Raw genomic sequence first — 21,682 nt, 5'->3', positions numbered from 1 at the left:
TCGGCCGCGCGCGGCGAGCCCTGCATCCTCGTCCGGCGCGAGACCTCGCCCGAGGATATCCGCGGCATGAACTGCGCGGCGGGCGTGCTGACCGAGCGCGGCGGCGTCACGAGCCATGCCGCGGTGATCGCGCGGGGCCTGGGCCTGCCTTGCGTCGTGGGCGCCTCCGAGATCCGGCTCGATGCGCGCGAGCGCCGTCTCGTGGCGCCCGACGGGCGCGTCTTCCGCGAGGGCGACCTCATCACCGTGGACGGCACGGCGGGCGAGGCGCTCGCGGGCGAGGCCGCCATGCTCGCGCCTGCGCTCGACGGCTGCTTCCGCAAGCTCCTCTCCTGGGCCGACGAGATGCGCGACATCGGCGTGCGCGCCAATGCCGACACGCCCGCCGATGCGCTGGTCGCGCGGCAGTTCGAGGCGCAGGGCATCGGCCTCTGCCGCACCGAGCACATGTTCTTCACCGACGACCGGCTCGTGGTGATGCGCGAGATGATCTTCGCCGACAGCGCGACCGACCGGGCGGCGGCGCTGGCGCGGCTCCTGCCGATGCAGCGCGCCGATTTCGTGCAGCTCTTCGAGATCATGCAGGGCCATCCGGTCTGCATCCGGCTGCTCGACCCGCCGCTGCACGAGTTCCTGCCCCATTCGCGCGAGGGGCTGCTGGAGCTGGCCGAGGCGCTCGACCGGCCGCTGTCCGAGGTCACGCGGCGCGTCGAGGCGATGGCCGAGTTCAATCCCATGCTGGGGATGCGGGGCGTGCGGCTCCCCGCCCCCCCCCCCCCCCCCCACGACATGCAGGCGCAGGCGATCTTCGAGGCGACGCTGGAGGTGGCGGGCCGCGGCGATCCGGTGGTGCCCGAGATCATGATCCCGCTCGTCTCGGCACGGCGCGAGGTCGAGCTGGTCAAGACCCGCATCGATGCGGTGGCGGCGGCGGTCCATACCAAATACGGCCGCGACTTCGCCTACCGGCTGGGGGTGATGGTCGAGACGCCGCGGGCGGCGCTGCGGGCGGGCGAGATCGCGCAGCACGCGGCCTTCCTCTCCTTCGGCACCAACGACCTGACGCAGATGACCTACGGCCTCTCGCGCGACGACGCGGGCCGTTTCATGAACACCTATGTCCAGAGCGGGGTCTTCCCGGAGGATCCGTTCCACATCCTCGACGTGGACGGGGTGGGGGAGTTGCTGCTGATCGGGGCGGAAAGGGGGCGGAAGACGCGCCCCGATCTGGTGGTCTCGATCTGCGGCGAACATGGGGGCGACCCCGAATCAATCGAGTTCTGCCGCCGCGCCGGCTTCGACTACGTGTCCTGTTCGCCCTATCGAGTTCCGCTGGCTCGGCTGGCTGCCGCTCATCTGGCGATCCGCAGCCGGGAGCAGTCGAAGGCCCCTTAATGCAAGCGGTTAGCCCAAAAATCGGGCAGGGTTGTCACAGTGGCGCAAAGGCAACACCGGCGGGAACCCGCCGATGGACGCCCCCTCTGACTGTCGCAAAAATGTCACGTGGGTGGACTCGTTAAGGATTTTCCGGCTAGCCACATCGCGATTTCGCACGGGGCAGGGTCCGACGCCCGCCTCTGTGCAAAGCGGCAACGACCGGGAACAGAGAAATGCGCTTGCTTGATATCTGGATGCGCAGTGCCGCGGCACTGATGCTCCTGAGCGGAGCGGCCTTCGCCGATGTGACGGTGAGCCAGTCCAACGACCCGTCCGTCAATCTGGGCGGGCAGCTTTCGGCCCTTCTGGGCGCCGAGCGAAACGCCCTCGGCACCCTGCCGGCCCAGCGGCTCGAACAGGTGGCGGCCGCCGTGGCCCGTCCCGAGGCGAAGTCCGAGGCCCCGGTCAAGGCGGTGGCGAAGCGGGGCAGCCGCGGGGCGAAGGCCGCGGACGGGGCTCCGGCGCCGCGCTACGACGAGGACTGGCTTGCCTCGCAGCCCGTGGCCGCGAAGGACTCGGACGAGTGGAAGTGTCTGGCCACAGCGCTTTATTTCGAGGCGCGCGGCGAGTCGATCCAGGGCCAGTTCGCGGTGGCCGAGGTCATCATGAACCGCGTCGACCGGCCCGGCTATCCCGGCTCCATCTGCGGCGTGGTCCGGCAGGGCGGGCAGTTCTCCTTCATGTTCGACGGGAAGCCCGAAACGATCCGCGAGAAGGCGGCCTTCCAGCGCGCGGGCAAGATCGCGGCGCTGATGCTGGCAGGCGCGCCGCGCCAGCTCACGCAGGGCGCCACCCACTTCCACACCCGCGCCGTCCGCCCCGGATGGGCGCATCGCTTCCCGCGCACGGCGGCCATCGGCGCGCATCTCTTCTACCGCCAGCCCGGCGGCTCCTGACCGGCTTCCTGTCGCAAGGCTTGCCTCGCCTGCCGCCTTCGGGCTAGGCGGTGCCGGTGCCGGGCCTATGCTTCCCGGGAGCTGACGCGGGAGGCCGCCTTGACCAACGACATCCGCCTTGCCTTCGCCCATCCCGAGGAGCGGGCCGAGGCCTCGGCCGGCGCCGCCCCGCGCGACCGCATCAGCCTGCGCGATCATGTGGCCGAGGTCGAGATCGGCGCCTTCCAGCAAGAGCGCGGCACAAGGCAGCGCGTGCGCTTCAATGTGGTGGTCGAGGTCCGGCCGCATCCGGCGCCGCTGCAGGACGATGTGGACCGCATCCTTTCCTACGACCGGATCACCGAATCCATCGCCGACGAGCTTTCGGCCGAGCGGCTGACCCTGCTCGAGACGCTGGCCGAGCGCATCGCCGAACGGATCCTCGCCGAGCCGCAGGCCATGCGGGTCTTCGTGCGGATCGAGAAGCTCGACCGCGGCCCCGGTGCGCTGGGCGTCGAGATCGTGCGCTCGCGCGCCGAGGCGCCGCTCCGGCGGACGGGCGAGGGCGGCGAGGCGGTGCATCCTCTGGTGGCCTTCCTCGACAATGCGGCCATCGCCGCACCCGACCTGCCCGCCCGGCTGGATGCGCTCGAGGCGCGGGGGCTGCCGCTCGTCCTCGCCGTGGGCCTGCCCGACGCGCCGCGACCCGAGACGCGCCACCGCCCGACCCAGCGCCGGATCGACCTTCTGGCCATCGAGCAGAATGCCTGGGCGCTGGCCGCCCGCGATCCGCGCTGCGTGGTGGTGGCCACCCGGACCGAGATCGACTGGGCGATGCGGCGCGGCCAGACCATCGTCTGGGCGCCCTCCAAGCTGGTGCTCGATGCGGTGGACGGGCCGAACTCGCGCGATCCCGTGGCGCTGGCCCTGTGGCTGGCGGAGATGCTGGCGGCCGAGCGGCTGGTCGTTCACGGCGATGTAACATTGCCGGCGGGAAGCCGCGTGCCGCTCGAGCGCGCCTGAGCCGAGGCCCTTGCGCCGGGGCGGCCGGGGCCGCATGAACCGCGCATGACCTATGTCCGTCCGATCCCGCTCGCCGATGCGACCCGGCCCGAGGGCGCGCTGCCGCTCGCCGGCGGCCCGCTCTTCTTCGACCGCGTCGAGATCCTCGAACGCGGGCGTCCGCCTGTCGTGCTGCCCGCAGCCGAGCTCGATGCGGCCACCCTCGCCCCCCTGACGGCGCCGCGGCCCCCGGTGGCGGGGCTCGCGATGGACCGGCCGCAGATCATGGGCATCCTCAACGTGACGCCCGACAGTTTCTCGGACGGGGGCCGGTTCGCCGCGCTGCCCGAGGCGCTGGCGCAGGCTCAGGCGCTGGTGGCGGCAGGCGCGGACATCCTCGACATCGGCGGCGAGAGCACGCGGCCCGGTGCTGTGGAGGTGGAGCCGGCCGAGGAGATCCGCCGCACCGCGCCGGTGATCGAGATGCTGCGGGGGCAGGGGATCGCCGTGCCGGTCTCGATCGATACCCGCAAGGCCCCGGTGGCCGAGGCCGCGCTGAAGGCGGGGGCCGATCTCGTGAACGATGTGGCCGCCCTGACCTGGGACGCGGGCCTTGCCGCCGTGGCGGCCACGCGGGAGGCGCCGGTCTGCCTCATGCATGCGCAGGGCACGCCGCAGACCATGCAGGCCGATCCGCGCTACGATGACGTGCTGCTCGATGTCTACGACTGGCTGGCCGAGCGCATCCGGGCGGCCGAGGCGGCGGGCATCCCGCGGGCGCGGATCGTGACCGACCCGGGCATCGGCTTCGGCAAGACGCTCGAGCACAATCTGGCGCTCCTGCGCCGGCTGTCGCTCTTTCACGGGCTCGGCTGCCCGATCCTGCTCGGCGCCTCGCGCAAGCGCTTCATCGGCACGCTCGCGGGCGAGCCTCTGGCCGACCGGCGCATGGCGGGCTCGGTCGCCGTCGCGCTTGCGGGCGCGGCGCAAGGAGCGCAGATTCTCAGGGTGCACGACGTGCGCGAGACACGTCAGGCGCTCATCCTGTGGCAGGCAATCACACGCGAGGCGGCAGAGACCGCGGCAGAACGGAGGCAGGCATGACGAGGAAGCTCTTCGGCACCGATGGGGTGCGCGGCACGGCGAACACCTATCCGATGACCGCCGAGATGGCGCTGAGGCTCGGCGCCGCGGCGGGGCGCTATTTCCGCCCGGTGGGCGCGGGCTCGCCCCGGGTGGTGATCGGCAAGGACACGCGGCTCTCGGGCTACATGCTCGAGAATGCGCTGACCGCGGGCCTCACCTCGACCGGGATGAACGTGCTGCTTCTGGGGCCGGTCCCCACGCCCGCGGTGGGCTTTCTCACCCGCTCGATGCGGGCGGCGCTGGGCGTGATGATCTCGGCCAGCCACAACCCGCACGAGGACAACGGCATCAAGTTCTTCGGCCCCGACGGGTTCAAGCTGTCCGACGAGGCCGAGGCCGAGATCGAGGCGATCCTCGCAGGCGAGATCCAGCCCGCGCAGCCCGGCAACATCGGCCGCGCCAAACGGATCGAGGACGGGCGCGGGCGCTATCAGGAATATTGCAAGACGACCTTCCCCTCGGGGCTGCGGCTGGACGGGCTGAAGGTCGTGATCGACTGCGCCAACGGCGCGGCCTATCGCGCGGCGCCCGAGGTGCTGTGGGAGCTCGGCGCCGAGGTGATCCCGGTGGGGGTCGAGCCCAACGGCAAGAACATCAACCTGCGCTGCGGCTCGACCCATCCCGAGGCCGCCGCCGAGGCGGTGCGCGCCCATGGCGCCGATGTGGGGATCTGCCTCGACGGGGACGCCGACCGTGTCATCATCCTCGACGAGACCGGCAAGGAGGCCGACGGCGACCAGATCATGGCGCTGTTCGCGGCCCGCTGGGCGGAGGAGGGGCGGCTCCGCGACGGGACGCTGGTGGCGACCGTCATGTCGAACCTCGGGCTCGAGCGGTTCCTCGGCGCGCGGGGTCTCCGGCTCGAGCGGACGCCGGTGGGCGACCGCTATGTGGTCGAGGCGATGCGGCGGGGCGGCTGGAACCTCGGGGGCGAGCAGTCGGGCCATATCGTCATGACCGATTTCGCGACCACCGGCGACGGGCTGCTGGCAGGGCTCCAGTTCCTCGCGGCGATGGCCCAGACCGGGCGACGGGCCTCGGATCTTGCGCGCAGTTTCGAGACCGTGCCGCAGCTTCTGCAGAACGTGCGCTATGCGGCCGGGCAGGAGCCGCTCAAGGCGCCGGGCGTGCAGGCGGTGATCCGCGATGCCGAGGTGCGGCTGAACGGGGCGGGGCGGCTTCTGATCCGCAAGTCGGGCACCGAGCCGCTGATCCGGGTCATGGCCGAGTGCGAAGACGAGGCGCTGCTCCGCGACGTGGTCGAGGAGATCGTGGCCGCCGTCCGGGACGCGGCGTAAGGAGGGGACCCCGCGACCCCGTCCGGCATTGTCGGAGCATGGCGCGAGCGCCGGGGAGGGACCCCGGGCTCGGGCCCACCCCTGACAAGGAGACGCCCATGGACTTCGCCTGGATCATCCCCTTCCTGTCGCTCATCACGCTTCTGGCAGGCATCCTGTTCGCGATCGCGAGCAAGGACCGCGTCGAGGCGCGCCGCCACGATCCGAACGCGCCCAAGTCGACGCTGGCCAAGGACGGCCCGCAGGGCGGCGTGGCCTTCCTGCGCAAGGACGGGCCCACCGCCCGCAAGCCCGACGCCGAGCCCGTTCTGGAATAAGCTGCGCCCCGATGGGGCCCGATGCAGAAAGGCGCCCCGAGGGGCGCCTTTCGCGTCTGGACTGAGGCCCGATCAGTTGCGGGCGCGGTCGACCATCTTGCCCTTGGAGATCCAGGGCATCATGCCGCGCAGCTTCTCGCCGACCTGCTCGATCTGATGCTCGTCGTTGATGCGGCGGGTCGCCTTGAAGAAGGGCTGACCCACGGCATTCTCCTGCATGAAGTCGCGCACGAACTTGCCGGTCTGGATGTCGGTCAGCACGGCCTTCATGCGGGCCTTGGTCTCCTCGTAGGGCAGGATCCGCGGGCCCGAGACATATTCGCCATATTCGGCGGTGTTCGAGATCGAGTAGTTCATGTTGGCGATGCCGCCTTCGTAGATCAGGTCCACGATCAGCTTCACCTCGTGCAGGCACTCGAAATAGGCCATCTCGGGCTCGTAGCCGGCCTCGACCAGCGTCTCGAAGCCCATGCGGATGAGCTCGACGAGGCCGCCGCAGAGCACGGCCTGCTCGCCGAAGAGGTCGGTCTCGCATTCCTGACGGAAGTTGGTCTCGATGATGCCCGAACGGCCGCCGCCGATGGCCGAGCAGTAGGAGAGGCCGATTTCCATGGCCTTGCCGGTCGCGTCATTGTGCACGGCCACGAGGCAGGGCACGCCGCCGCCCTTGACATATTCGCCGCGGACGGTGTGGCCCGGGCCCTTCGGCGCCATCATGATGACATCGACGCCCGGCTTCGGCTCGATCAGGCCGAAATGCACGTTGAGGCCGTGGGCGAAGGCGATGGCCGAGCCTTCGCGCAGATTGTCGTGGACGTATTTCTTGTAGGTCTCGGCCTGAAGCTCGTCGGGCATGGTGAACATGATCAGGTCGCACCAGGCGGCGGCTTCGGCGATGCCCATGACCTTGAGGCCCTCGGCTTCGGCCTTCTTGGCGGAGGGCGAGCCTTCGCGGAGCGCCACGACCACGTTCTTCGCGCCCGAATCGCGCAGGTTCAGCGCATGGGCATGGCCCTGGCTGCCATAGCCGAGGATGGCGACCTTCTTGTCCTTGATCAGGTTGATGTCGCAGTCGCGATCGTAATAGACGCGCATGGGGCGCTCCTTCCGTGATGAACTGTTGCGCAGGATAGGCATGGGGGCGCGTGACGGGCTGCAAAGTTTGACGCTGGCGGCGGTTTCTGGCAAAGGTCATGCGCCGGAAGGGGCTTTCGCGAAAAGATCATGCTCGACGATACCGACCGCCGCCTGCTGCGTCACCTCCTGGCCGAGCCCGCGCTCGGCACGGCGGAGCTTGCCGCGCGGGCGGGGCTGACCACGGCCACCTGCTGGCGCAGGCTCGAGCGGCTGACCGAGCGCGGCGCGATCGGGGCCCGGCAGGCGGTGATCGACTGGCGCAGGCTGGGCTACGAGGTCGAGGTCTCGCTGCGCTTCACGCTGGACAAGACCGACCCGCGCGCCTTCGACGAGTTCCTGGCCGCCGCCCGCACGGTGCCCGAGGTGATCGGGATCGAGACCTTCCTCGGGCGCGTGGATGTGCGGCTCAATGTGATCGCGCGCGACATGAAACATTATCAGGAGCTCTACCGCTCCCGGATCCTGTCGCTGCCGCATATCACCGACATCGAGGCGCTGATGCTGGTGGCCACCATCCGCGAGGCGGAGGCGCTGCCGCTGTGATCGATCTCGACGATATCGACCGGGCGCTGCTGCGGGCGCTCGCCGAGGATGCGACGCAGGGTGCGGGCGCGCTGGGGCGGCGCTTCGGGCTGTCGCAGCCCGCGGCCTGGCGGCGGATCCGGCGGCTCGAGGAGGCGGGCATCATCGCCGGGCGGCGCGTCGTCGTCGACCGCGAGGCGCTGGGCTTCGGGGTGACGGTGTTCCTCGGGGTCAAGCTCGCGACGAAGGGGCGGATCAGTCTCGAGGATTTCGAGCGCGCGGTGACGGCCATCCCCGAGGTGCAGGTGGTGCAGCATGTGCTGGGCCTGTTCGACTACCGGCTGCGGGTGGTGGCGCGCGACATCGCCGATTTCGAGCGGGTGCTGAGACGGCGGATCATGACCCTGCCGGGGGTGGGGCAGGTCGAGGCGAACGTGCTTCTGACCGAGGAGAAGCGGCCGGGGCCGCTCGGCTGACGCCGCACCCGGCGGAACGGCCGGGGGCTGTCTGCCCCCGGACCCCCGAGGATATTTGGGCAGAGTGAAAGCGGGGGGGGGCCGGGGGGCTGCTATGGGCCGGGGCGGATCCTGTGCGACCTTTTTCAGGTGGCGCCGGGAGGGCGGCGGGCGCTATCTCTCGGGGAGCAAGGAAGGAGGCTGCCCATGCCCGCGCTGCGCCCGGATGTCGATCCCGACGGTCTGATGGAATTCTCGGTGGTCTTCACCGACCGGTCCCTGAACCACATGTCCGCGAAGTTCCAGCAGGTGATGCGCGACATCTCGGGGATGTTGCGCGAGGTCTATGGCGCCGAGGCGGTGGCCGTCGTGCCCGGCGGCGGCACCTTCGCCATGGAGGCGGTGGCGCGGCAGTTCGCGACCGGCGCGCAGGCGCTCGTGGTGCGCAACGGCTGGTTCTCCTATCGCTGGACGCAGATCCTCGAGGCGGGCGGCTTTGCGGCAGGGCAGACGGTGGTGATGGCCCGGCCCTCGGGCAACGGGGCGCGCGCCCCCTTCGCGCCGCCGCCGATCGAGGAGGTCGTGGCGAAGATCGCCGAGGTGAAGCCGGATGTGGTCTTTGCGCCGCATGTCGAGACCTCGGCCGGGATCATCCTGCCCGACGATTACATCGCCCGGATGGCGGAAGCGGCCCATGCGGCCGGCGCGCTGATGGTGCTCGACTGCATCGCCTCGGGCTGCATCTGGGTCGACATGGCCGCGACCGGGGTCGATGTGCTGATCTCGGCGCCGCAGAAGGGCTGGTCGGCCTCGCCCGCAGCGGGGCTCGTGATGCTGTCGGCCCGCGCGGTCGAGCGGCTCGAGGCCACGGTCTCGAACAGCTTTGCGCTGGATCTGAAGAAATGGCGCGCGATCATGGCGGCCTACGAGGCCGGCGGGCATGCCTATCACACCACCATGCCCACCGATGCGCTGCTGGGCTTTCGCGATGCGATGGCCGAGACGAAGGCCATGGGCTTCGAGGCGGCCAAGTCCGCGCAGTGGCGGCTCGGGCAGGAGGTGCGCGCCATGCTGGCCGAAAAGGGCGTGGTCTCGGTCGCGGCCGAGGGCTTCGCGGCTCCGGGGGTGGTGGTGAGCTACACCGACGATCCCGAGGTGCAGAGCGGCCGGAAGTTCCTGGCGGAGGGGCTGCAGATCGCGGCGGGCGTGCCGCTGCAGGTGGGCGAGGGGGCGGAGTTCCGCACCTTCCGGCTCGGGCTCTTCGGGCTGGACAAGCTCGCGGACGTCGAAGGCACGGTGGCGCGGCTGCGCCGGGCGGTGGAGGCCGTTCTCTGAGGATCAGGCGACGCCGAGGCCCGCACGCATGAGCGTGCGGCGCACCGGCGCCGAGCCGTAGAGCGCATCGAGGAGCTTCGCGCGCAGATCGCGCCAGGCCGGATCGCCCGCCATCGAGGCGCGGTTCAGGAGGTCGATGCCGAGGATGCGGGCCTGCACCTCCCAGTGGCGGCGGCGGTGGTAGGCTTCGAGCAGGGCTGCGGAGCCGGGATCGTCCCGGTGGTCGGCCAGAAGCTCCAGCAGCGCGCGCAGGTCGGCGAGGCTCATGTTCAGCCCCTGCGCGCCGATGGGCGGCATGACATGGGCCGCCTCGGCCATCAGCGCCGTGCGCTCGCCCGACATGCGGCCCGCGACCTGGCTGATGATCGGCCAGACATTGACCTGCGAGGCAAGGGTGAGCGGGCCGAGGATCCCGCAGGAACGCGCGGTCATCTCGGCCTCGAACGCCTCGCGCGGCAGGGCCTTCAGCCGCAGCGCCTCTTCGCCGCGCTCCATCCAGACGATGGCCGAGGCGGGCCTGCCCTCTGCGTCGGGCAGGGGAACGAGGGTGAAGGGGCCGCCCGAGCGGTGGATCTCGGTCGAGACATTCTCGTGCGGGATCGGATGGGTCACGGTGAAGGCCAGCGCCTTCTGGCCGTAGCGCGTGGTGCGCACCCCGATCCCCAGCGCCTCGCGCACCGGCGAATTGCGCCCGTCGGCCGCGACGAGGAGCCGGGCTGCGACGCGGGTGCCGTCGGAGAGGGTGACGAGCGCCTCGCTCTCGCGGGTCAGGACGGATTTCGTGGCGATGCCCGGACGGAAATCCACGCGCGTCAGCGTCTTGAGATGGGCCACCATCTCGCGCCGCAGGAGCCAGTTGGGGAGGTTCCAGCCGAAGGGCTGCCCGGAGATGTCGGCCGCGTCGAAATCCTTGATGACGCGCGGCTCGGCCACCGGCCCGCCCGCATCCACGATGCGCATGACCTGCAACGGCGCCGCATGGGGCGCCAGACGCGGCCAGAGGCCCGCGGCCTGAAGGAGCGGGATCGAGGGCTGGAGGAGCGCGGTGGAGCGCAGGTCGGCGCCCTCGGCCTCGGCCGAGGTGACGGGGGGCTGCGGATCGACGCAGATCACGGACCAGCCGGCCGAGGCGAAGGCGGCTGCGGCCGTCAGGCCGGCCACCCCTCCGCCGGAGACGAGAATGTCGGTTGCGATCCGGGCCATGGTTCCCTCCGTTTCAGGGGAAGCTAGAGGCCCGGGTGCGGGTCGTCCAGATCAGCCCAGCGTAATCATGATGATGATGACCATCATCACCGGCACGAAGAAGAGCGCGGTCATCCCCAGCATGACGGGGCCGAACGCCCAGCAGCCCAGAGCCACGATCGAGACGAGGGCGGCGGCGAAGGCGAACAGGGCGAGATCCTCGCGGTTCGTCTTGCGCGTATGGCGCTCCATCGGCGGGATGATGTGGTTCGGCAGGTCGGTGACGTCGGCGTAAGCGTTCATGCGAGATCTCCGTTAACGACGCGGGACAGATAGTCGCAAACCGGTCATGTGGCTAGGGCATTATGCCGCGCCGTGGCGTCTCAGGGCTGCAGGAGGGCCAGGAACTCCGACAGATCGAGCGTGTGGTGGTGGATGTGCGGCGCGGGCAGCGCCTCGGGCGCCACATGGACGGTGCGCATCCCCATCTCGTGCGGCGCGAGAAGATTGCGCGAATCGTCCTCGAACATGGCGGCGGTCTCGGGCGCGAGCCGGTCGGCGGCGAAGACGGTCTCGAAGGCCGCGCGCTCGGGCTTCGGGCGGAAGCCCGCATGTTCGACGCCATAGACCGCATCGAAGAGGTTCGAGAGGCCGCGCGCCTCGAGCACCCGCTCGGCATAGGGCGCGCAGCCGTTGGTATAGACGATCTTGCGCCCCGGCAGCGCCCGGATGCGCGCGGCAAGGATCATGTCGCGCTCGAGATGGTCGAGCGAGATGTCGTGGACATGGCTCAGGTAGGGCGCGGGATCGACCCCATGCTCGGCCATCAGCCCAGCGAGCGTGGTGCCGTAGGTGGACCAGTAGTGCCGCCGGAGCCGGTCGGCCTCCTCGCGCACCACGCGGAGCTCGGTCATCACCCAGTCCGTCATCCGCCGCTCGATCTGGTCGAAGAGGCGCGCGGAGGGGGGATAGAGCGTGTTGTCGAGGTCGAAGACCCAGCCCCGGACATGTGAGAAGCGATCGGCCACCATGGGCGGAGGCTACGCGCGGCCTCGTGGCGGTGCAATGGTTTGCAGTTGATCCGCGGCGGCGCTCGCGGCTAACGTCGCGCCGTTCCACCCTTCGTTTGGGAAAGGCTGCCCCGTCGTGCAGAAAGATGCCTATACGCTGATCCTCGAGGCCATCGAGGGCGGCACCTACAAGCCGGGGGACCGTCTGGTGGAATCGGAACTGGCCGAGCGGCTGGGCGTGTCCCGCACCCCCGTGCGTGAGGCGCTGCAGCGGCTCGAGACCCAGTCGATGCTCACGCGCGACGGCCGCAGCCTGATCGTGGCCTCGCTCGACCACAACCAGCTTGCGGAGCTCTATGCCGTGCGCACCGAGCTCGAGGGGCTGGCCGCGCGGCTTGCGGCCCGGCATGCGACCGAGGAGGAGATCCGGGTGCTGCGCGGCATGGTCGAGGACGACCGGGCGCTTCTGGGCGGCGATCCGCGGGCGCTGTCGCGCGCCAACAAGCGGTTTCACAAGCAGATCCATCTGGCCTCGCACAACCGCTTCCTCGTGCAGCAGCTCGACCTCGTGCACCGCTCGATGGCGCTGATGGCCACGACCTCCTTCGCGGCCGAGGGGCGCGACGAGGTGGCGATGGCCGAGCACGAGCAGATCGTCCAGGCGATCGAGGCGCGCGACGGCGAGGCGGCCTATGCGGCCCTGCGCAACCATATCTCGAAGGCCTTCGAGACCCGGCTCCGGGTCGATGCGGGCGAGCTGCGCATGCGCTGACGGCGGATCAGGCGGGCCTGAAGCCCTGCAGGAGCGGTCGGCCGCGGGCCTGCGCGTCGAAGACCCCGTGGCAGGTCTTGTCCCAGTAGAAGGGCGCGCTCAGGAGTTCCCACAGCGCCTTGTAGGCCGCGAAGGTGGCGAGCGGGTTGTAGAGATGCAGGGTCGGCGCCCAGAGCGGGTTCAGCCGGTGCCGGGTCTGCCGCAGGGCGAGGATGCTCAGGGCAATGGCGGTGCCCTCCGACCCGAGCAGGAGCCCGATCATCGACCAGAGCAGCGGCACGGGCACGAGCGGCGCCACCGGATGCGGCAGGCCGAGCGCCAGCAGCCAGAAGGACCAGAGCACCGGCGCGAGCAGGGTCTGCGAGATCGAGCCGAGGAACATCCCCTGGAAGCCTGCGAAGCGCCAGGGGCCGAGCTGCCGCCAAAGGAGCCGCGGCGCGCGCATATGGACGGCCCAGGTTATCATGAAGCCCTTGATCCAGCGCGATCTCTGCTTGATCCAGGGGATGGCGCGGCAGTTGGCTTCCTCGGCCGTCACCGTGTCGATGAGGGCGGTGCGGTAGCCGTGCCGCGCGAGGCGGATGCCGAGATCCGCATCCTCGGTCACGTTATGCGCGTCCCAGGCGCCCAGCTCCTCGAGCGCGGCGCGGCGGAAGAAGAGGGTGGTGCCCCCCAGCGGCACCACGAGCCCCAGCCGGTCGAGCCCCGGCAGCATCAGCCGGAACCAGGCCGCATATTCGATCGTGAAGCAGCGCGAGAGCCAGTTGGTGCGCGGGTTGTAATAGTCGAGCCGTCCCTGCAGGCAGGCGACGTGCGAGCCCCGCCGGCTGAAGCCCTCGACCACGCGGCGGATCTGGTCGGGCTCGGGCGCGTCCTCGGCATCGTAGACGCCCACGATGGAGCCCCGGCAATGGTCGAGCGCCACGTTGAGCGCCCGCGGCTTGGTGCGGATCGAGCCCTTGGGCGAGATCACGATCCGCATCCAGGGCGGCAGGCGCGCCTCGAGCAGCGCCCGCCGCGTCCGCCGGTCGGCCTCTTCCACCACGAGCAGGATCTCGAGCCGGTCGTGAGGATAGTCGAGGCGGCCGAGCCGCGCCACGAGGCGGCCCGCGATATCCTCCTCGCGATAGAGCGCCACGATGATCGAGACCATGGGCAGATGCAGGAGCGGCGGGCTCGGGGGCTCGGGCGGCCGGCGGCGCAGGGTGGCCACCGCCGTGGCCAGCCGCAGCCCGGTGCCACAGGCCAGCGCCAGAAGCGCCCAGGCGGTCAGGGCAAGGAGCACGAGGCCCGGCGAAAGGGCGAGGCCCGCGACGAGCGCGAGACCCGCCAGCGCCGCGAGCCGAGTCATCTGTCCCGTGCGCCAGTCGCGGCAGCTTTCCTCGGGCGCGACCCGGAGCTCGGCCGCGGCTCCGATGGCGTCTGCGCGCACCGCGTGCAGCGCGGCCTCGATGGAAGAGCGGGTGGCGAGGGCGGGGATCACGGTGCCGAACAGCTCCTCGAGCCGCGGCCGGTGGCGGCGGAAGCTCTCGGGGGCCGCCGCCGCGATCAGGACGGCGCTGCCCGTGTCGCGCAGCGGCAGGAGACCCTCGCGCAGGCAGTCGCGCACCCCGAGCCGGTCGATCAGCCGGGGATCGGGCGGTTCGGCCGCAGGGTCGAGCACCGGCAGCCCGCTCCGCCGCGCCATCATGGCGAGGATCTCGTCCTCCGACAGGGCGCCTTCGGCGAGCAGCACATCGGCCAGGGGCGCGGCAGGCCGCCCGCCGTGACGGAGCGCCGCCACGATCCGGTGCGGCGCGAGATGTCCTTCGCGCAGAAGCATCACGCCCAGCGGCTCCGAGGCCTCCGCGGGAGAGGGCAGGGGGCGCGGCGCCGTGGGCGCGCGGCCGGGCCGGATCTGGGGCAGGGAATCGGGGAGTGCTGGCAAGGCCGCGCCCTTTCGCTGGACACGGAACCATCCCTCCGCGGGATTAAGAGATCGTAAACCACGATGACGGTGGCCCGCGATCTTCTTCAGATCTCCCCGGCGCCACGGATGCGGCACCGGGAGGCTCCTTCGGAGGGTCAGAAGCTCTCGGTGAAGAACATCGTGGCTGCCGTCTCGCCCGGCGGCGCCACGCTGTTCAGCCCCGCCACGCGCGGCGGCAGCGCCCGGCCGGCGGGCACCGTGCCTTTGCCCGACTCGGCCTCGGTCAGCACCACCACCTGCGTGCCCGGCGACACCCGGGCATAGAGGTCGAGGATATCCTGGTTCCAGAGCCGGATGCAGCCCGCCGAGGTGGCCTTGCCGATCGAGGAGACATCGTTGGTGCCGTGGATCCGGTAATAGGTGTCCTTGCCGTCCCTGTGCAGATAGAGCGCGCGGGCGCCGAGCGGGTTCGAGAGCCCTCCGTCCATCCCGTCCTTCCACGGCCCGTATTGCTCGGGATCTTCGGCGATCATGCTCTTGGTGGGAATCCAGCGCGGCCATTCCCGCTTGATCGGGATCACCGCCTCGCCCGAAAAGCCGCGGCCCTCCCGCCCGACGGCGATGGCATAGCGCAGCGCCCGCTGGCCGGGCTGCACCAGATAGAGGTAGCGCGCATAGGGATCGACCACGATGGTCCCCGGCGGCCGATCGGTGAAATAGTCCACCTCGCGCCGGACCTTGTCGGCCGAGAGATATTGCGGCGGCACCGCCGGGATGATCCGCTCGCCGTCCGCCACCGGGCCATACAGGGCCGCGATCTGCGGCGAGAGGCCCATCGGCGCGGCGCTGCGGGTGGGCGGCGGCTCGGGCGCACAGGCTGCGAGCAGCGCGAGCGCGGCGAGGGCGGGCAGGAGGCGGCGCGGAAGAGATCCTGTCATCGGCATGTCCTTGTTGCGGGCCCGGCCGCGACAGGGCGCCGTGCCCCGGAAGCCGCGGGCCTCGGCCCTTCATTGCCGAAAAAAGGTCCCGCATCGCCAATTGGTTCCGGCACATAAGCGCGAGGCCCGCCGCGATCTCTGTCGCGGCTCGATCAGGCGGCGCGGCGGGCGCGCATGGCCGCGGCGAACCGGTCGAAGAGATAATAGCTGTCCTGCGGGCCGGGGCTCGCCTCGGGGTGATACTGCACCGAGAAGACCGGCCGATCCTCGACCCGGATACCGCAGTTCGAGCCGTCGAAGAGGCTCACATGGGTTTCCTTCACGCCGGCGGGCAGCGTCTGGCTGTCGACCGTGAAGCCGTGGTTCATCGAGGTGATCTCGACCTTGCCGGTCTCGAGATCCTTCACCGGATGGTTCGCGCCATGGTGGCCGTGGTTCATCTTCACGGTTTTCGCCCCGAGGGCGAGGGCCAGCATCTGGTGGCCGAGGCAGATGCCGAAAAGGGGCATGTCCCGCGCGAGCACGCCCTGGATCATCGGCACCGCATAGGCGCCGGTCGCCGCCGGATCGCCCGGGCCGTTCGAGAGGAACACCCCGTCCGGGTTCAGCGCCAGCACGTCCTCGGCCGTGGCGGTCGCGGGAAGCACGGTCACGTCGCAGCCCGCCGAGGCGAGGCAGCGCAGGATGTTGCGCTTGGCGCCGTAGTCGATGGCCACGACCTTGAGCCCCGGCTCGCTGCGCGACCGGTAGCCCTCGGGCCAGGCCCACCGCATCTCGTCCCAGCGGTAGCTCTGGGCGCAGGTCACGTCCTTGGCGAGGTCGAGACCGACGAGCCCGCGCCAGCCGCGGGCCTTGGCCACCAGCGCTCCGATGTCGAAACGGCCTTCCGGATCGTGGGCCAGCGCCACATGCGGCGCGCCCTGCTGGCGGATGGCCCGGGTGAGGCGCCGCGTGTCGATGCCGCCCACGCCGATCCGGCCCTTGGCCTCGAGCCATTGGGTGAGCTCCGAGGTCGCGCGCCAGTTCGAAGGTTCGGTCGGGTCCCACTTCACCACCATGCCGGCGGCGACCGGCTCGGCCGTCTCGTCGTCCTCGGGGGGCACGCCCACATTGCCCACATGCGGGAAGGTGAAGGTCACGATCTGCCCGGCGTAGGAGGGATCGGTCATGATCTCCTGATAGCCGGTCATGGCCGTGTTGAAGACAAGCTCGGCCACCGTCTCGCCCCGGGCGCCGAAGCCCTTGCCGTAGAAGATGGTGCCATCGGCGAGTGCGAGGCAGGCAGTGGGCTTGTCGGTGGGGCTGGCTGCGGCCATGGCGCGACTCCTTGGCAAAATCTGGCGGACACTAAGGTTTGAGGGGCCAAGGGTCAAGGCTGCGGTAGAAATGAACTCTCCTTTCAGATCAATGACTTGATCTTTGGTGTCGTGGTTGTGTCGGGCAAGGCTTGCCTGTAAGGTGCGAGTTTCGCATGGCCATGGAGACGGACGAGAATGACTCTGCGCGAGCGGCTTCAGGACGCTATGAAGGAGGCGATGCGCGCCAAGCAGCCGGACCGGCTCTCGACGCTGCGCCTCATCAATGCCGCCATCAAGGACCGCGACATCGCCGCCCGCGTGGATGGCGCCGACGGCATGGTGTCGGACGAGGAGATCACCGCCATCTTGGGCCGCATGGTCCGCCAGCGCATCGAGAGCGCGCGGGCCTACGAGGAGGGCGGCCGGCTCGAGCTCGCCGAGAAGGAACGGGCCGAGATCGGGGTGATCGAGGACTTCCTGCCGCGCCAGCTCGATCCGGAGGAGGTGGAGGCCGCGATCTCGGCCGCCATCGCCGAGGTGGGAGCCACCACGATCCGCGACATGGGCAAGGTCATGGCCGAGCTGAAGTCGCGCTACACCGGCCAGATGGATTTCTCCGCCGTGGGTCCGATGGTGAAGGACCGGCTGGGCTGAGAAGTCACGGCTGCCGGGCAGGCTGAGCCGCAGGTCCGGTCGAGCCTCGCTGCCTGAGCCCGCACGCCGGGGGTCTGCGCCCGGACGGCGGGCGGGCGGGACATTGACCGTCTGGGCCGAGCGCGGTCAGCCCCTTCGCACCGCTGGCGGCTCAGCCGGACCCCTTCTCCCGCGGTGCGCCGGTGCAGGACGCGGGCCTCCGGCGCCCTGTCCGTGGCAACGCGGCGCGAGGGGCCTCGATGGCCCCGCAGCGGCGCTCCTCCGCCCCGTCAGCGCGCCCGGGACAGGGCGCGTTCCAGTTCGGGCCAGAGCGCCAGACGCTCCTCCTCGCCCAGAAAGGCGCCGATCTCCACCTCGCGCGGCCCGCCGCCGAGCGTGAGGTAGTGGGGCACCGGCCCGCCGCTTTCGTGCAGCGTCACGCGCACCCAGTGCGGATTGGCCTGCCAGCTCTGCCGCCGGCCGCGCGGCCCGTGCCGCTCCAGCGTCACCCGGTCGGGCCAGAGCGTCAGCTCCTCGATGATCTCCCCGTCGCCATAGCTGCGGTTCAGCGCAAGCCACATCCCGGTCACGGCCGCCACGAGGAAGGGCAGCAGCGCCCAGAGCACGGGCGAGCCCAGCAGCGCGATCAGCGGCAGGGCAAGCAGCAGGCAGGTGACCCCGATGAAGGCCGCGAAGCCGCGCCGTGGCAGCGAGCGGTAGGGCCACAGATGAAGCCGGCCGAGAGGATCTTCCTCCCCCGAACGAGGAAAGGCCCCGGATGTCTCCGGGGCCTTCGGGGCGATGACCCATTCGTAGGGCATCAGTGGGCGTGCGCGCGTTCCCAGTCTTCACGCTTGGGAAGCTGCTCGAACGTGTGCTCCGGCGGCGGCGAGGTCAGCGTCCACTCCAGCGTGTCGGCATGTTCGTTCCAGTAGTTGTTCGCCGTCACCCGCGCCCCGCGCGTCAGCGTGTAGAAGATCACGCCGAGGAAGAAGAGGAACGAGGCGAAGGACAGGAAGGCGCCGAGCGACGAGACGAAGTTCCAGGTGGCGAAGGCCTCGGGATAGTCGATGTAGCGCCGCGGCATGCCCTGCCGGCCGAGGAAGTGCTGCGGGAAGAAGGTGAGGTTCGCGCCCACGAACATCATCCAGAAATGCAGCTTCCCGGCCCATTCGGGATATTGCCGCCCCGACATCTTGCCGATCCAGAAGTAGATCCCGGCGAAGATGCCGAAGACCGCGCCGAGGCTCATCACATAGTGGAAGTGCGCCACGACGTAGTAGGTGTCGTGATAGTAGCGGTCGACGCTCGCCTGGCTCAGCACGATGCCGGTGACGCCGCCCACGGTGAAGAGGAAGAGGAACCCGAGCGCCCAGAGCATCGGCGTCTTGAGCTCGATCGAGCCGCCCCACATGGTCGCGATCCAGGAGAAGATCTTGATGCCGGTGGGCACCGCGATCACCATGGTCGCCATCATGAAGTAGCTCTGCTGGGTGAGGCTCAGGCCGGCCGTATACATGTGGTGGGCCCAGACCACGAAGCCCAGCACGCCGATGGCCACCATCGCATAGACCATCGGCAGATAGCCGAAGATCGGCTTCTTCGCGAAGGTCGCGATGACGTGGCTGATGATGCCGAAGGCCGGCAGCACGATGATATAGACCTCGGGGTGGCCGAAGAACCACAGGATGTGCTGGTAGAGCACCGGGTCGCCGCCGCCCGAGGGCTGGAAGAAGGTGGTGCCGAAGTTCCGGTCGGTCAGCAGCATGGTGATGGCGCCGGCGAGCACGGGCAGCGCAAGCAGGATCAGCCAGGCGGTGACGAAGATCGACCAGGCGAAGAGCGGCACCTTGTGCATGGTCATGCCCGGCGCGCGCATGTTCAGGAACGTCGTGATCATGTTGATCGCGCCGAGGATCGAGGAAGCCCCCGACAGGTGCACCGCGAAGATCGCGAGGTCGGTGGAATAGCCCGATTCGGAGGTGGAGAGCGGCGGATAGAGCACCCAGCCGATGCCCGAGCCCAGCTGGCCGTTGCCGCCCGGCGCGAAGAGCGAGGCGACGGCGAGCGAGGTGCCCGCGACATAGAGCCAGTAGGAGAGGTTGTTCATCCGCGGGAAGGCCATGTCCGGCGCGCCGATGTGCAGCGGCATGAAATAGTTGCCGAAGCCGCCGAAGAGCGCGGGAATGACCACGAAGAACATCATCAGGATCCCGTGGCCCGTGATCATGACGTTCCACAGATGGCCGTTCGGGGTGCAGTTTTCCACCGCCGAGGGCCAGAGCGACTGGAAGAAGCCCTTCACGAGGCCCGATTCCAGATGTTCGGCGCACATGAACTGCACGCCCGGCGCCATGAGCTCCATCCGCATGTAGACGGTGAAGGCCACCGAGATCAGCCCGACAAGGCCCCCGGTGAAGAGATAGAGAACGCCGATATCCTTGTGGTTCGTCGACATGAACCAGCGGGTGAAGAACCCCCTCCGGTCGTGCTCGTGGCCATGGATGGCTGCGTCGGCCATTGGCTTGCCTCCCCGCGTGCTGTTTCCGGTCAGACGGGCGTCGGATGGATCCGTGCCAGCATCTCCCGGATATCTGTAGAGCGCCGGCTTTGTTCCGGCAACGCCGCACTTTGATCTGGATCAATAAAAACGCCCACTCCTCCCTTGGTGGGGGTGGCATCTCGTCGCAGAAGCGGGGCGGGCTCCCGGTCTCCGATCCGGGGCCGGCCCGGGCGGGACAGTCGCCCGGCGGGCCAAGCGCCGAGGGGTCAGGCTCAGGCGGGGGGGGCTCCGCGGGCCGGGATGGGGCAGCTTCGCTGACATGCGGCTCCCTTGGTCTCCGCAAACGGCCCGAATGGGAGCCGGCCGGGGCGGCGTCGCGGGTCACGGGGGCGGTGAGAGTGTGCGCGCCTCGGCGGGCTCCCTCATGCTTCGACCCACCGCGGGCTGAGGATGAGAGCGGCTCCCCGGCGAGCGGCCGGGGCCCGTGCATGCCTCCTGCGGGAAGCCCGGTTCGGCCGGCCGGCCGCCGGGCCCCTGCCGGGCCGGAGCCGCTTGCAGGCGTCAGTCGGGGAAATGCTGCGGGAAGGTGCGCAGGAGGGCCGCGTCGAGATCCTGCATCGTCACCGGAAGCCCGAGATCCACGAGGCTCGTCACCCCGTGCTCGCGGATGCCGCAGGGCACGATCCCCTCGAAATGCGTCAGGTCCGGCTCGACATTGATCGAGAGCCCGTGAAAGCTCACCCAGCGGCGGAGCTTGACGCCGATGGCCGCGATCTTGTCCTCGCGCGGGCTGCCGTCGAGACCCGCAGGCCGGTCGGGCCGCACGACCCAGACCCCCACGCGCCCCTCGCGCCGCTCGCCGCGCACGTTGAACTCGGCCAGCGTGGCGATCACCCAATCCTCGAGCGCCGTCACGAAGCGGCGCACGTCCCGGCCGCGCCGGTCGAGGTCGAGCATGACATAGGCCACCCGCTGCCCCGGCCCGTGGTAGGTATATTGTCCGCCGCGACCGGCCACATGGACGGGAAACCGCTCGGGCTCGACCAGATCCTCGGGCCGGGCCGAGGTGCCGGCGGTGTAGAGCGCGGGATGTTCGAGCAGCCAGATCGCCTCGGCGGCCTCTCCGGCCCGGATGGCGGCCACCCGGGTCTCCATCGCCTCGAGCGTCTCGCGATAGGGGCTCAGGCCGGGCAGTATCGACCATTCCACTGCGGACATCGCCTTATGATCCCCTTCTCACCTTAAAAAACATGCCGGCAGTTCACATGACCGTGTTACGCTTCCCGAGTCCTTCGATCTCCGGGAGATGTCCGATGTATGGGAAATATCTGATTACCGCCAGCCTTGCTGCCCTGATCGGCCTGGCCCCGGCAGAGCCTGTGAAGGCGGATGCGGGAGACGCGATCGCGGGGGCGCTCGTGGGCGGCATCATCGGCCATGCGATCGCCAACGACCAGAACCGCCGCCGCGCCCAGCCGCAGCAGGTCTACCGCCGGGCCCCGGCCAAGGCCACCATGTCCAGCGCCCAGCGGGAGCAGAACAAGGAGGTGCAGACGGCCCTCAACTACTTCGGCTATCCGGTGGGGACGGTGGACGGGGTGCTGGGGTCGCGCTCGCGCTCGGCGGTGTCGCAGTTCCAGGTGCTCATGGGCTATCAGCCGACCGGCCAGCTTACGGACTACGAGCGGACGATCCTGACCACCGCCTATCACCGCGGCATCGCCGGCGGGCCGATGGTGCAGCAGGCGATCGCGACCCACCCGCAGGGGATGCGCGGGCTTCTCCTGATGCAGCGCGACGAGATGGCGGGGCTGCCCGCCGCGCAATCGGCCATGGCGCTGATGCCGCAGGCGCCGGCCCCGCAGATGCCGATGGCCGTGACGGCCCCCGTCCTGCCGGTGGCCCCCGCGGCC

22 protein-coding genes are annotated in these 21,682 nt (G+C 70.0%); 12 read left to right on the top strand and 10 right to left on the bottom strand.

From position 1 onward, the window contains the following. The 6 genes from A9O63_RS08810 to A9O63_RS08785 form a co-directional block, all read left to right on the top strand. The coding region (locus A9O63_RS08810) for a putative PEP-binding protein (protein WP_084295724.1) at positions 1-1,395 on the top strand (1,395 nt) is incomplete at its 5' end. Between the two features lie 215 nt (positions 1,396-1,610). Beyond that, complete coding sequence (locus tag A9O63_RS08805) at positions 1,611-2,333, top strand: cell wall hydrolase (RefSeq protein WP_069331589.1); 723 nt, start codon at positions 1,611-1,613, stop codon at positions 2,331-2,333. A gap of 99 nt (positions 2,334-2,432) precedes the next feature. Beyond that, the gene (locus A9O63_RS08800; protein ID WP_069331588.1) at positions 2,433-3,335 is read left to right on the top strand and encodes a dihydroneopterin aldolase; all 903 of its coding nucleotides are present in this window, start codon (positions 2,433-2,435) and stop codon (positions 3,333-3,335) included. Between the two features lie 45 nt (positions 3,336-3,380). Next, positions 3,381-4,418: a dihydropteroate synthase gene (gene folP / locus A9O63_RS08795; RefSeq protein ID WP_069331587.1), complete on the top strand. Its 1,038-nt coding sequence runs from the start codon at positions 3,381-3,383 to the stop codon at positions 4,416-4,418. Beyond that, positions 4,415-5,758, top strand: a complete 1,344-nt coding sequence (gene glmM / locus A9O63_RS08790) for a phosphoglucosamine mutase (protein ID WP_009563792.1) — start codon at positions 4,415-4,417, stop codon at positions 5,756-5,758. The genes folP and glmM overlap by 4 nt, the downstream gene beginning before the upstream one ends. Before the next feature lie 98 nt (positions 5,759-5,856). Further along, positions 5,857-6,075, top strand: coding sequence for a hypothetical protein (locus tag A9O63_RS08785; protein WP_009563793.1), 219 nt, complete (start codon positions 5,857-5,859; stop codon positions 6,073-6,075). 72 nt (positions 6,076-6,147) lie between these two features. On the opposite strand, the gene ilvC is transcribed toward A9O63_RS08785, so the two are convergent. Beyond that, entirely contained in the window at positions 6,148-7,170 is a 1,023-nt protein-coding gene (gene ilvC / locus A9O63_RS08780) for a ketol-acid reductoisomerase (protein ID WP_002722768.1), read from the bottom strand. 129 nt (positions 7,171-7,299) lie between these two features. Between ilvC and A9O63_RS08775 the strand changes: the two genes are divergently transcribed. The 3 genes from A9O63_RS08775 to A9O63_RS08765 all read left to right on the top strand — a co-directional run bounded on the left by A9O63_RS08775 (position 7,300) and on the right by A9O63_RS08765 (position 9,524). Continuing rightward, on the top strand, positions 7,300-7,755 hold the full coding sequence (locus tag A9O63_RS08775) for an Lrp/AsnC family transcriptional regulator (RefSeq protein WP_012643530.1): 456 nt from the start codon (positions 7,300-7,302) through the stop codon (positions 7,753-7,755). After that, complete coding sequence (locus A9O63_RS08770; protein WP_011840405.1) at positions 7,752-8,210, top strand: Lrp/AsnC family transcriptional regulator; 459 nt, start codon at positions 7,752-7,754, stop codon at positions 8,208-8,210. Before A9O63_RS08775 ends, A9O63_RS08770 begins: the two co-directional genes overlap by 4 nt. A 186-nt stretch (positions 8,211-8,396) precedes the next feature. Beyond that, positions 8,397-9,524, top strand: a complete 1,128-nt coding sequence (locus tag A9O63_RS08765; protein WP_069331586.1) for an aminotransferase class V-fold PLP-dependent enzyme — start codon at positions 8,397-8,399, stop codon at positions 9,522-9,524. Positions 9,525-9,527: 3 nt separating this feature from the next. On the opposite strand, the gene A9O63_RS08760 is transcribed toward A9O63_RS08765, so the two are convergent. The 3 genes from A9O63_RS08760 to A9O63_RS08750 form a co-directional block, all read right to left on the bottom strand. After that, positions 9,528-10,727 (bottom strand): UbiH/UbiF family hydroxylase, encoded by a 1,200-nt coding sequence (locus tag A9O63_RS08760; protein WP_069331585.1) that lies wholly within the window; start codon positions 10,725-10,727, stop codon positions 9,528-9,530. Between the two features lie 51 nt (positions 10,728-10,778). Next, a complete protein-coding gene (locus tag A9O63_RS08755; RefSeq protein WP_069331584.1) occupies positions 10,779-11,009 on the bottom strand; it encodes a hypothetical protein in 231 nt (76 codons plus the stop codon). A gap of 80 nt (positions 11,010-11,089) precedes the next feature. Next, positions 11,090-11,737: a pyrimidine 5'-nucleotidase gene (locus A9O63_RS08750; protein WP_009563799.1), complete on the bottom strand. Its 648-nt coding sequence runs from the start codon at positions 11,735-11,737 to the stop codon at positions 11,090-11,092. 115 nt (positions 11,738-11,852) lie between these two features. Between A9O63_RS08750 and A9O63_RS08745 the strand changes: the two genes are divergently transcribed. Further along, entirely contained in the window at positions 11,853-12,488 is a 636-nt protein-coding gene (locus A9O63_RS08745; RefSeq protein WP_002722779.1) for a GntR family transcriptional regulator, read from the top strand. Between the two features lie 7 nt (positions 12,489-12,495). Here A9O63_RS08745 and A9O63_RS08740 read toward each other — a convergent pair whose 3' ends face one another. The 3 genes from A9O63_RS08740 to carA form a co-directional block, all read right to left on the bottom strand. Further along, on the bottom strand, positions 12,496-14,415 hold the full coding sequence (locus A9O63_RS08740; protein ID WP_069331583.1) for a glycosyltransferase: 1,920 nt from the start codon (positions 14,413-14,415) through the stop codon (positions 12,496-12,498). A 137-nt stretch (positions 14,416-14,552) separates the two neighbouring features. Beyond that, complete coding sequence (locus tag A9O63_RS08735) at positions 14,553-15,335, bottom strand: L,D-transpeptidase (protein WP_069331582.1); 783 nt, start codon at positions 15,333-15,335, stop codon at positions 14,553-14,555. 152 nt (positions 15,336-15,487) lie between these two features. Next, complete coding sequence (carA, locus tag A9O63_RS08730; protein ID WP_069331581.1) at positions 15,488-16,651, bottom strand: glutamine-hydrolyzing carbamoyl-phosphate synthase small subunit; 1,164 nt, start codon at positions 16,649-16,651, stop codon at positions 15,488-15,490. Between the two features lie 177 nt (positions 16,652-16,828). Between carA and A9O63_RS08725 the strand changes: the two genes are divergently transcribed. Continuing rightward, complete coding sequence (locus tag A9O63_RS08725; protein WP_069331580.1) at positions 16,829-17,287, top strand: GatB/YqeY domain-containing protein; 459 nt, start codon at positions 16,829-16,831, stop codon at positions 17,285-17,287. Between the two features lie 269 nt (positions 17,288-17,556). On the opposite strand, the gene A9O63_RS08720 is transcribed toward A9O63_RS08725, so the two are convergent. The 3 genes from A9O63_RS08720 to lipB all read right to left on the bottom strand — a co-directional run bounded on the left by A9O63_RS08720 (position 17,557) and on the right by lipB (position 20,987). Continuing rightward, on the bottom strand, positions 17,557-18,087 hold the full coding sequence (locus A9O63_RS08720) for a DUF2244 domain-containing protein (RefSeq protein WP_069331579.1): 531 nt from the start codon (positions 18,085-18,087) through the stop codon (positions 17,557-17,559). Beyond that, positions 18,087-19,787: a cytochrome c oxidase subunit I gene (ctaD, locus tag A9O63_RS08715; protein WP_069331578.1), complete on the bottom strand. Its 1,701-nt coding sequence runs from the start codon at positions 19,785-19,787 to the stop codon at positions 18,087-18,089. Before ctaD ends, A9O63_RS08720 begins: the two co-directional genes overlap by 1 nt. A gap of 543 nt (positions 19,788-20,330) precedes the next feature. After that, the gene (gene lipB / locus A9O63_RS08710) at positions 20,331-20,987 is read right to left on the bottom strand and encodes a lipoyl(octanoyl) transferase LipB (protein ID WP_069331577.1); all 657 of its coding nucleotides are present in this window, start codon (positions 20,985-20,987) and stop codon (positions 20,331-20,333) included. A gap of 95 nt (positions 20,988-21,082) precedes the next feature. Here lipB and A9O63_RS08705 point away from each other — a divergent pair. Next, positions 21,083-21,682, top strand: a 600-nt coding sequence (locus tag A9O63_RS08705) for a peptidoglycan-binding domain-containing protein (protein WP_141703060.1), incomplete at its 3' end; no start/stop codon positions are given.

Origin of the sequence: Cereibacter johrii, from assembly GCF_001720585.1 — a bacterium.
Classification (GTDB): domain Bacteria; phylum Pseudomonadota; class Alphaproteobacteria; order Rhodobacterales; family Rhodobacteraceae; genus Cereibacter_A; species Cereibacter_A johrii.
Note: the sequence above shows the minus strand (reverse complement) of the source record. Positions and strands in the feature narration are given on the sequence as shown.

What these genes read in the sequence shown, in the direction of transcription:
- ctaD (WP_069331578.1), bottom strand. Translation starts at nt 19,787, where the DNA reads ATGGCCGACGCAGCCATCCATGGCCACGAGCACGACCGGAGGGGGTTC.
- A9O63_RS08775 (WP_012643530.1), top strand. Translation starts at nt 7,300, where the DNA reads ATGCTCGACGATACCGACCGCCGCCTGCTGCGTCACCTCCTGGCCGAG.
- A9O63_RS08750 (WP_009563799.1), bottom strand. Translation starts at nt 11,737, where the DNA reads ATGGTGGCCGATCGCTTCTCACATGTCCGGGGCTGGGTCTTCGACCTC.
- carA (WP_069331581.1), bottom strand. Translation starts at nt 16,651, where the DNA reads ATGGCCGCAGCCAGCCCCACCGACAAGCCCACTGCCTGCCTCGCACTC.
- folP (WP_069331587.1), top strand. Translation starts at nt 3,381, where the DNA reads ATGACCTATGTCCGTCCGATCCCGCTCGCCGATGCGACCCGGCCCGAG.
- A9O63_RS08720 (WP_069331579.1), bottom strand. Translation starts at nt 18,087, where the DNA reads ATGCCCTACGAATGGGTCATCGCCCCGAAGGCCCCGGAGACATCCGGG.
- A9O63_RS08735 (WP_069331582.1), bottom strand. Translation starts at nt 15,335, where the DNA reads ATGACAGGATCTCTTCCGCGCCGCCTCCTGCCCGCCCTCGCCGCGCTC.
- A9O63_RS08805 (WP_069331589.1), top strand. Translation starts at nt 1,611, where the DNA reads ATGCGCTTGCTTGATATCTGGATGCGCAGTGCCGCGGCACTGATGCTC.
- ilvC (WP_002722768.1), bottom strand. Translation starts at nt 7,170, where the DNA reads ATGCGCGTCTATTACGATCGCGACTGCGACATCAACCTGATCAAGGAC.
- A9O63_RS08785 (WP_009563793.1), top strand. Translation starts at nt 5,857, where the DNA reads ATGGACTTCGCCTGGATCATCCCCTTCCTGTCGCTCATCACGCTTCTG.
- A9O63_RS08765 (WP_069331586.1), top strand. Translation starts at nt 8,397, where the DNA reads ATGCCCGCGCTGCGCCCGGATGTCGATCCCGACGGTCTGATGGAATTC.
- A9O63_RS08755 (WP_069331584.1), bottom strand. Translation starts at nt 11,009, where the DNA reads ATGAACGCTTACGCCGACGTCACCGACCTGCCGAACCACATCATCCCG.
- A9O63_RS08725 (WP_069331580.1), top strand. Translation starts at nt 16,829, where the DNA reads ATGACTCTGCGCGAGCGGCTTCAGGACGCTATGAAGGAGGCGATGCGC.
- glmM (WP_009563792.1), top strand. Translation starts at nt 4,415, where the DNA reads ATGACGAGGAAGCTCTTCGGCACCGATGGGGTGCGCGGCACGGCGAAC.
- lipB (WP_069331577.1), bottom strand. Translation starts at nt 20,987, where the DNA reads ATGTCCGCAGTGGAATGGTCGATACTGCCCGGCCTGAGCCCCTATCGC.
- A9O63_RS08760 (WP_069331585.1), bottom strand. Translation starts at nt 10,727, where the DNA reads ATGGCCCGGATCGCAACCGACATTCTCGTCTCCGGCGGAGGGGTGGCC.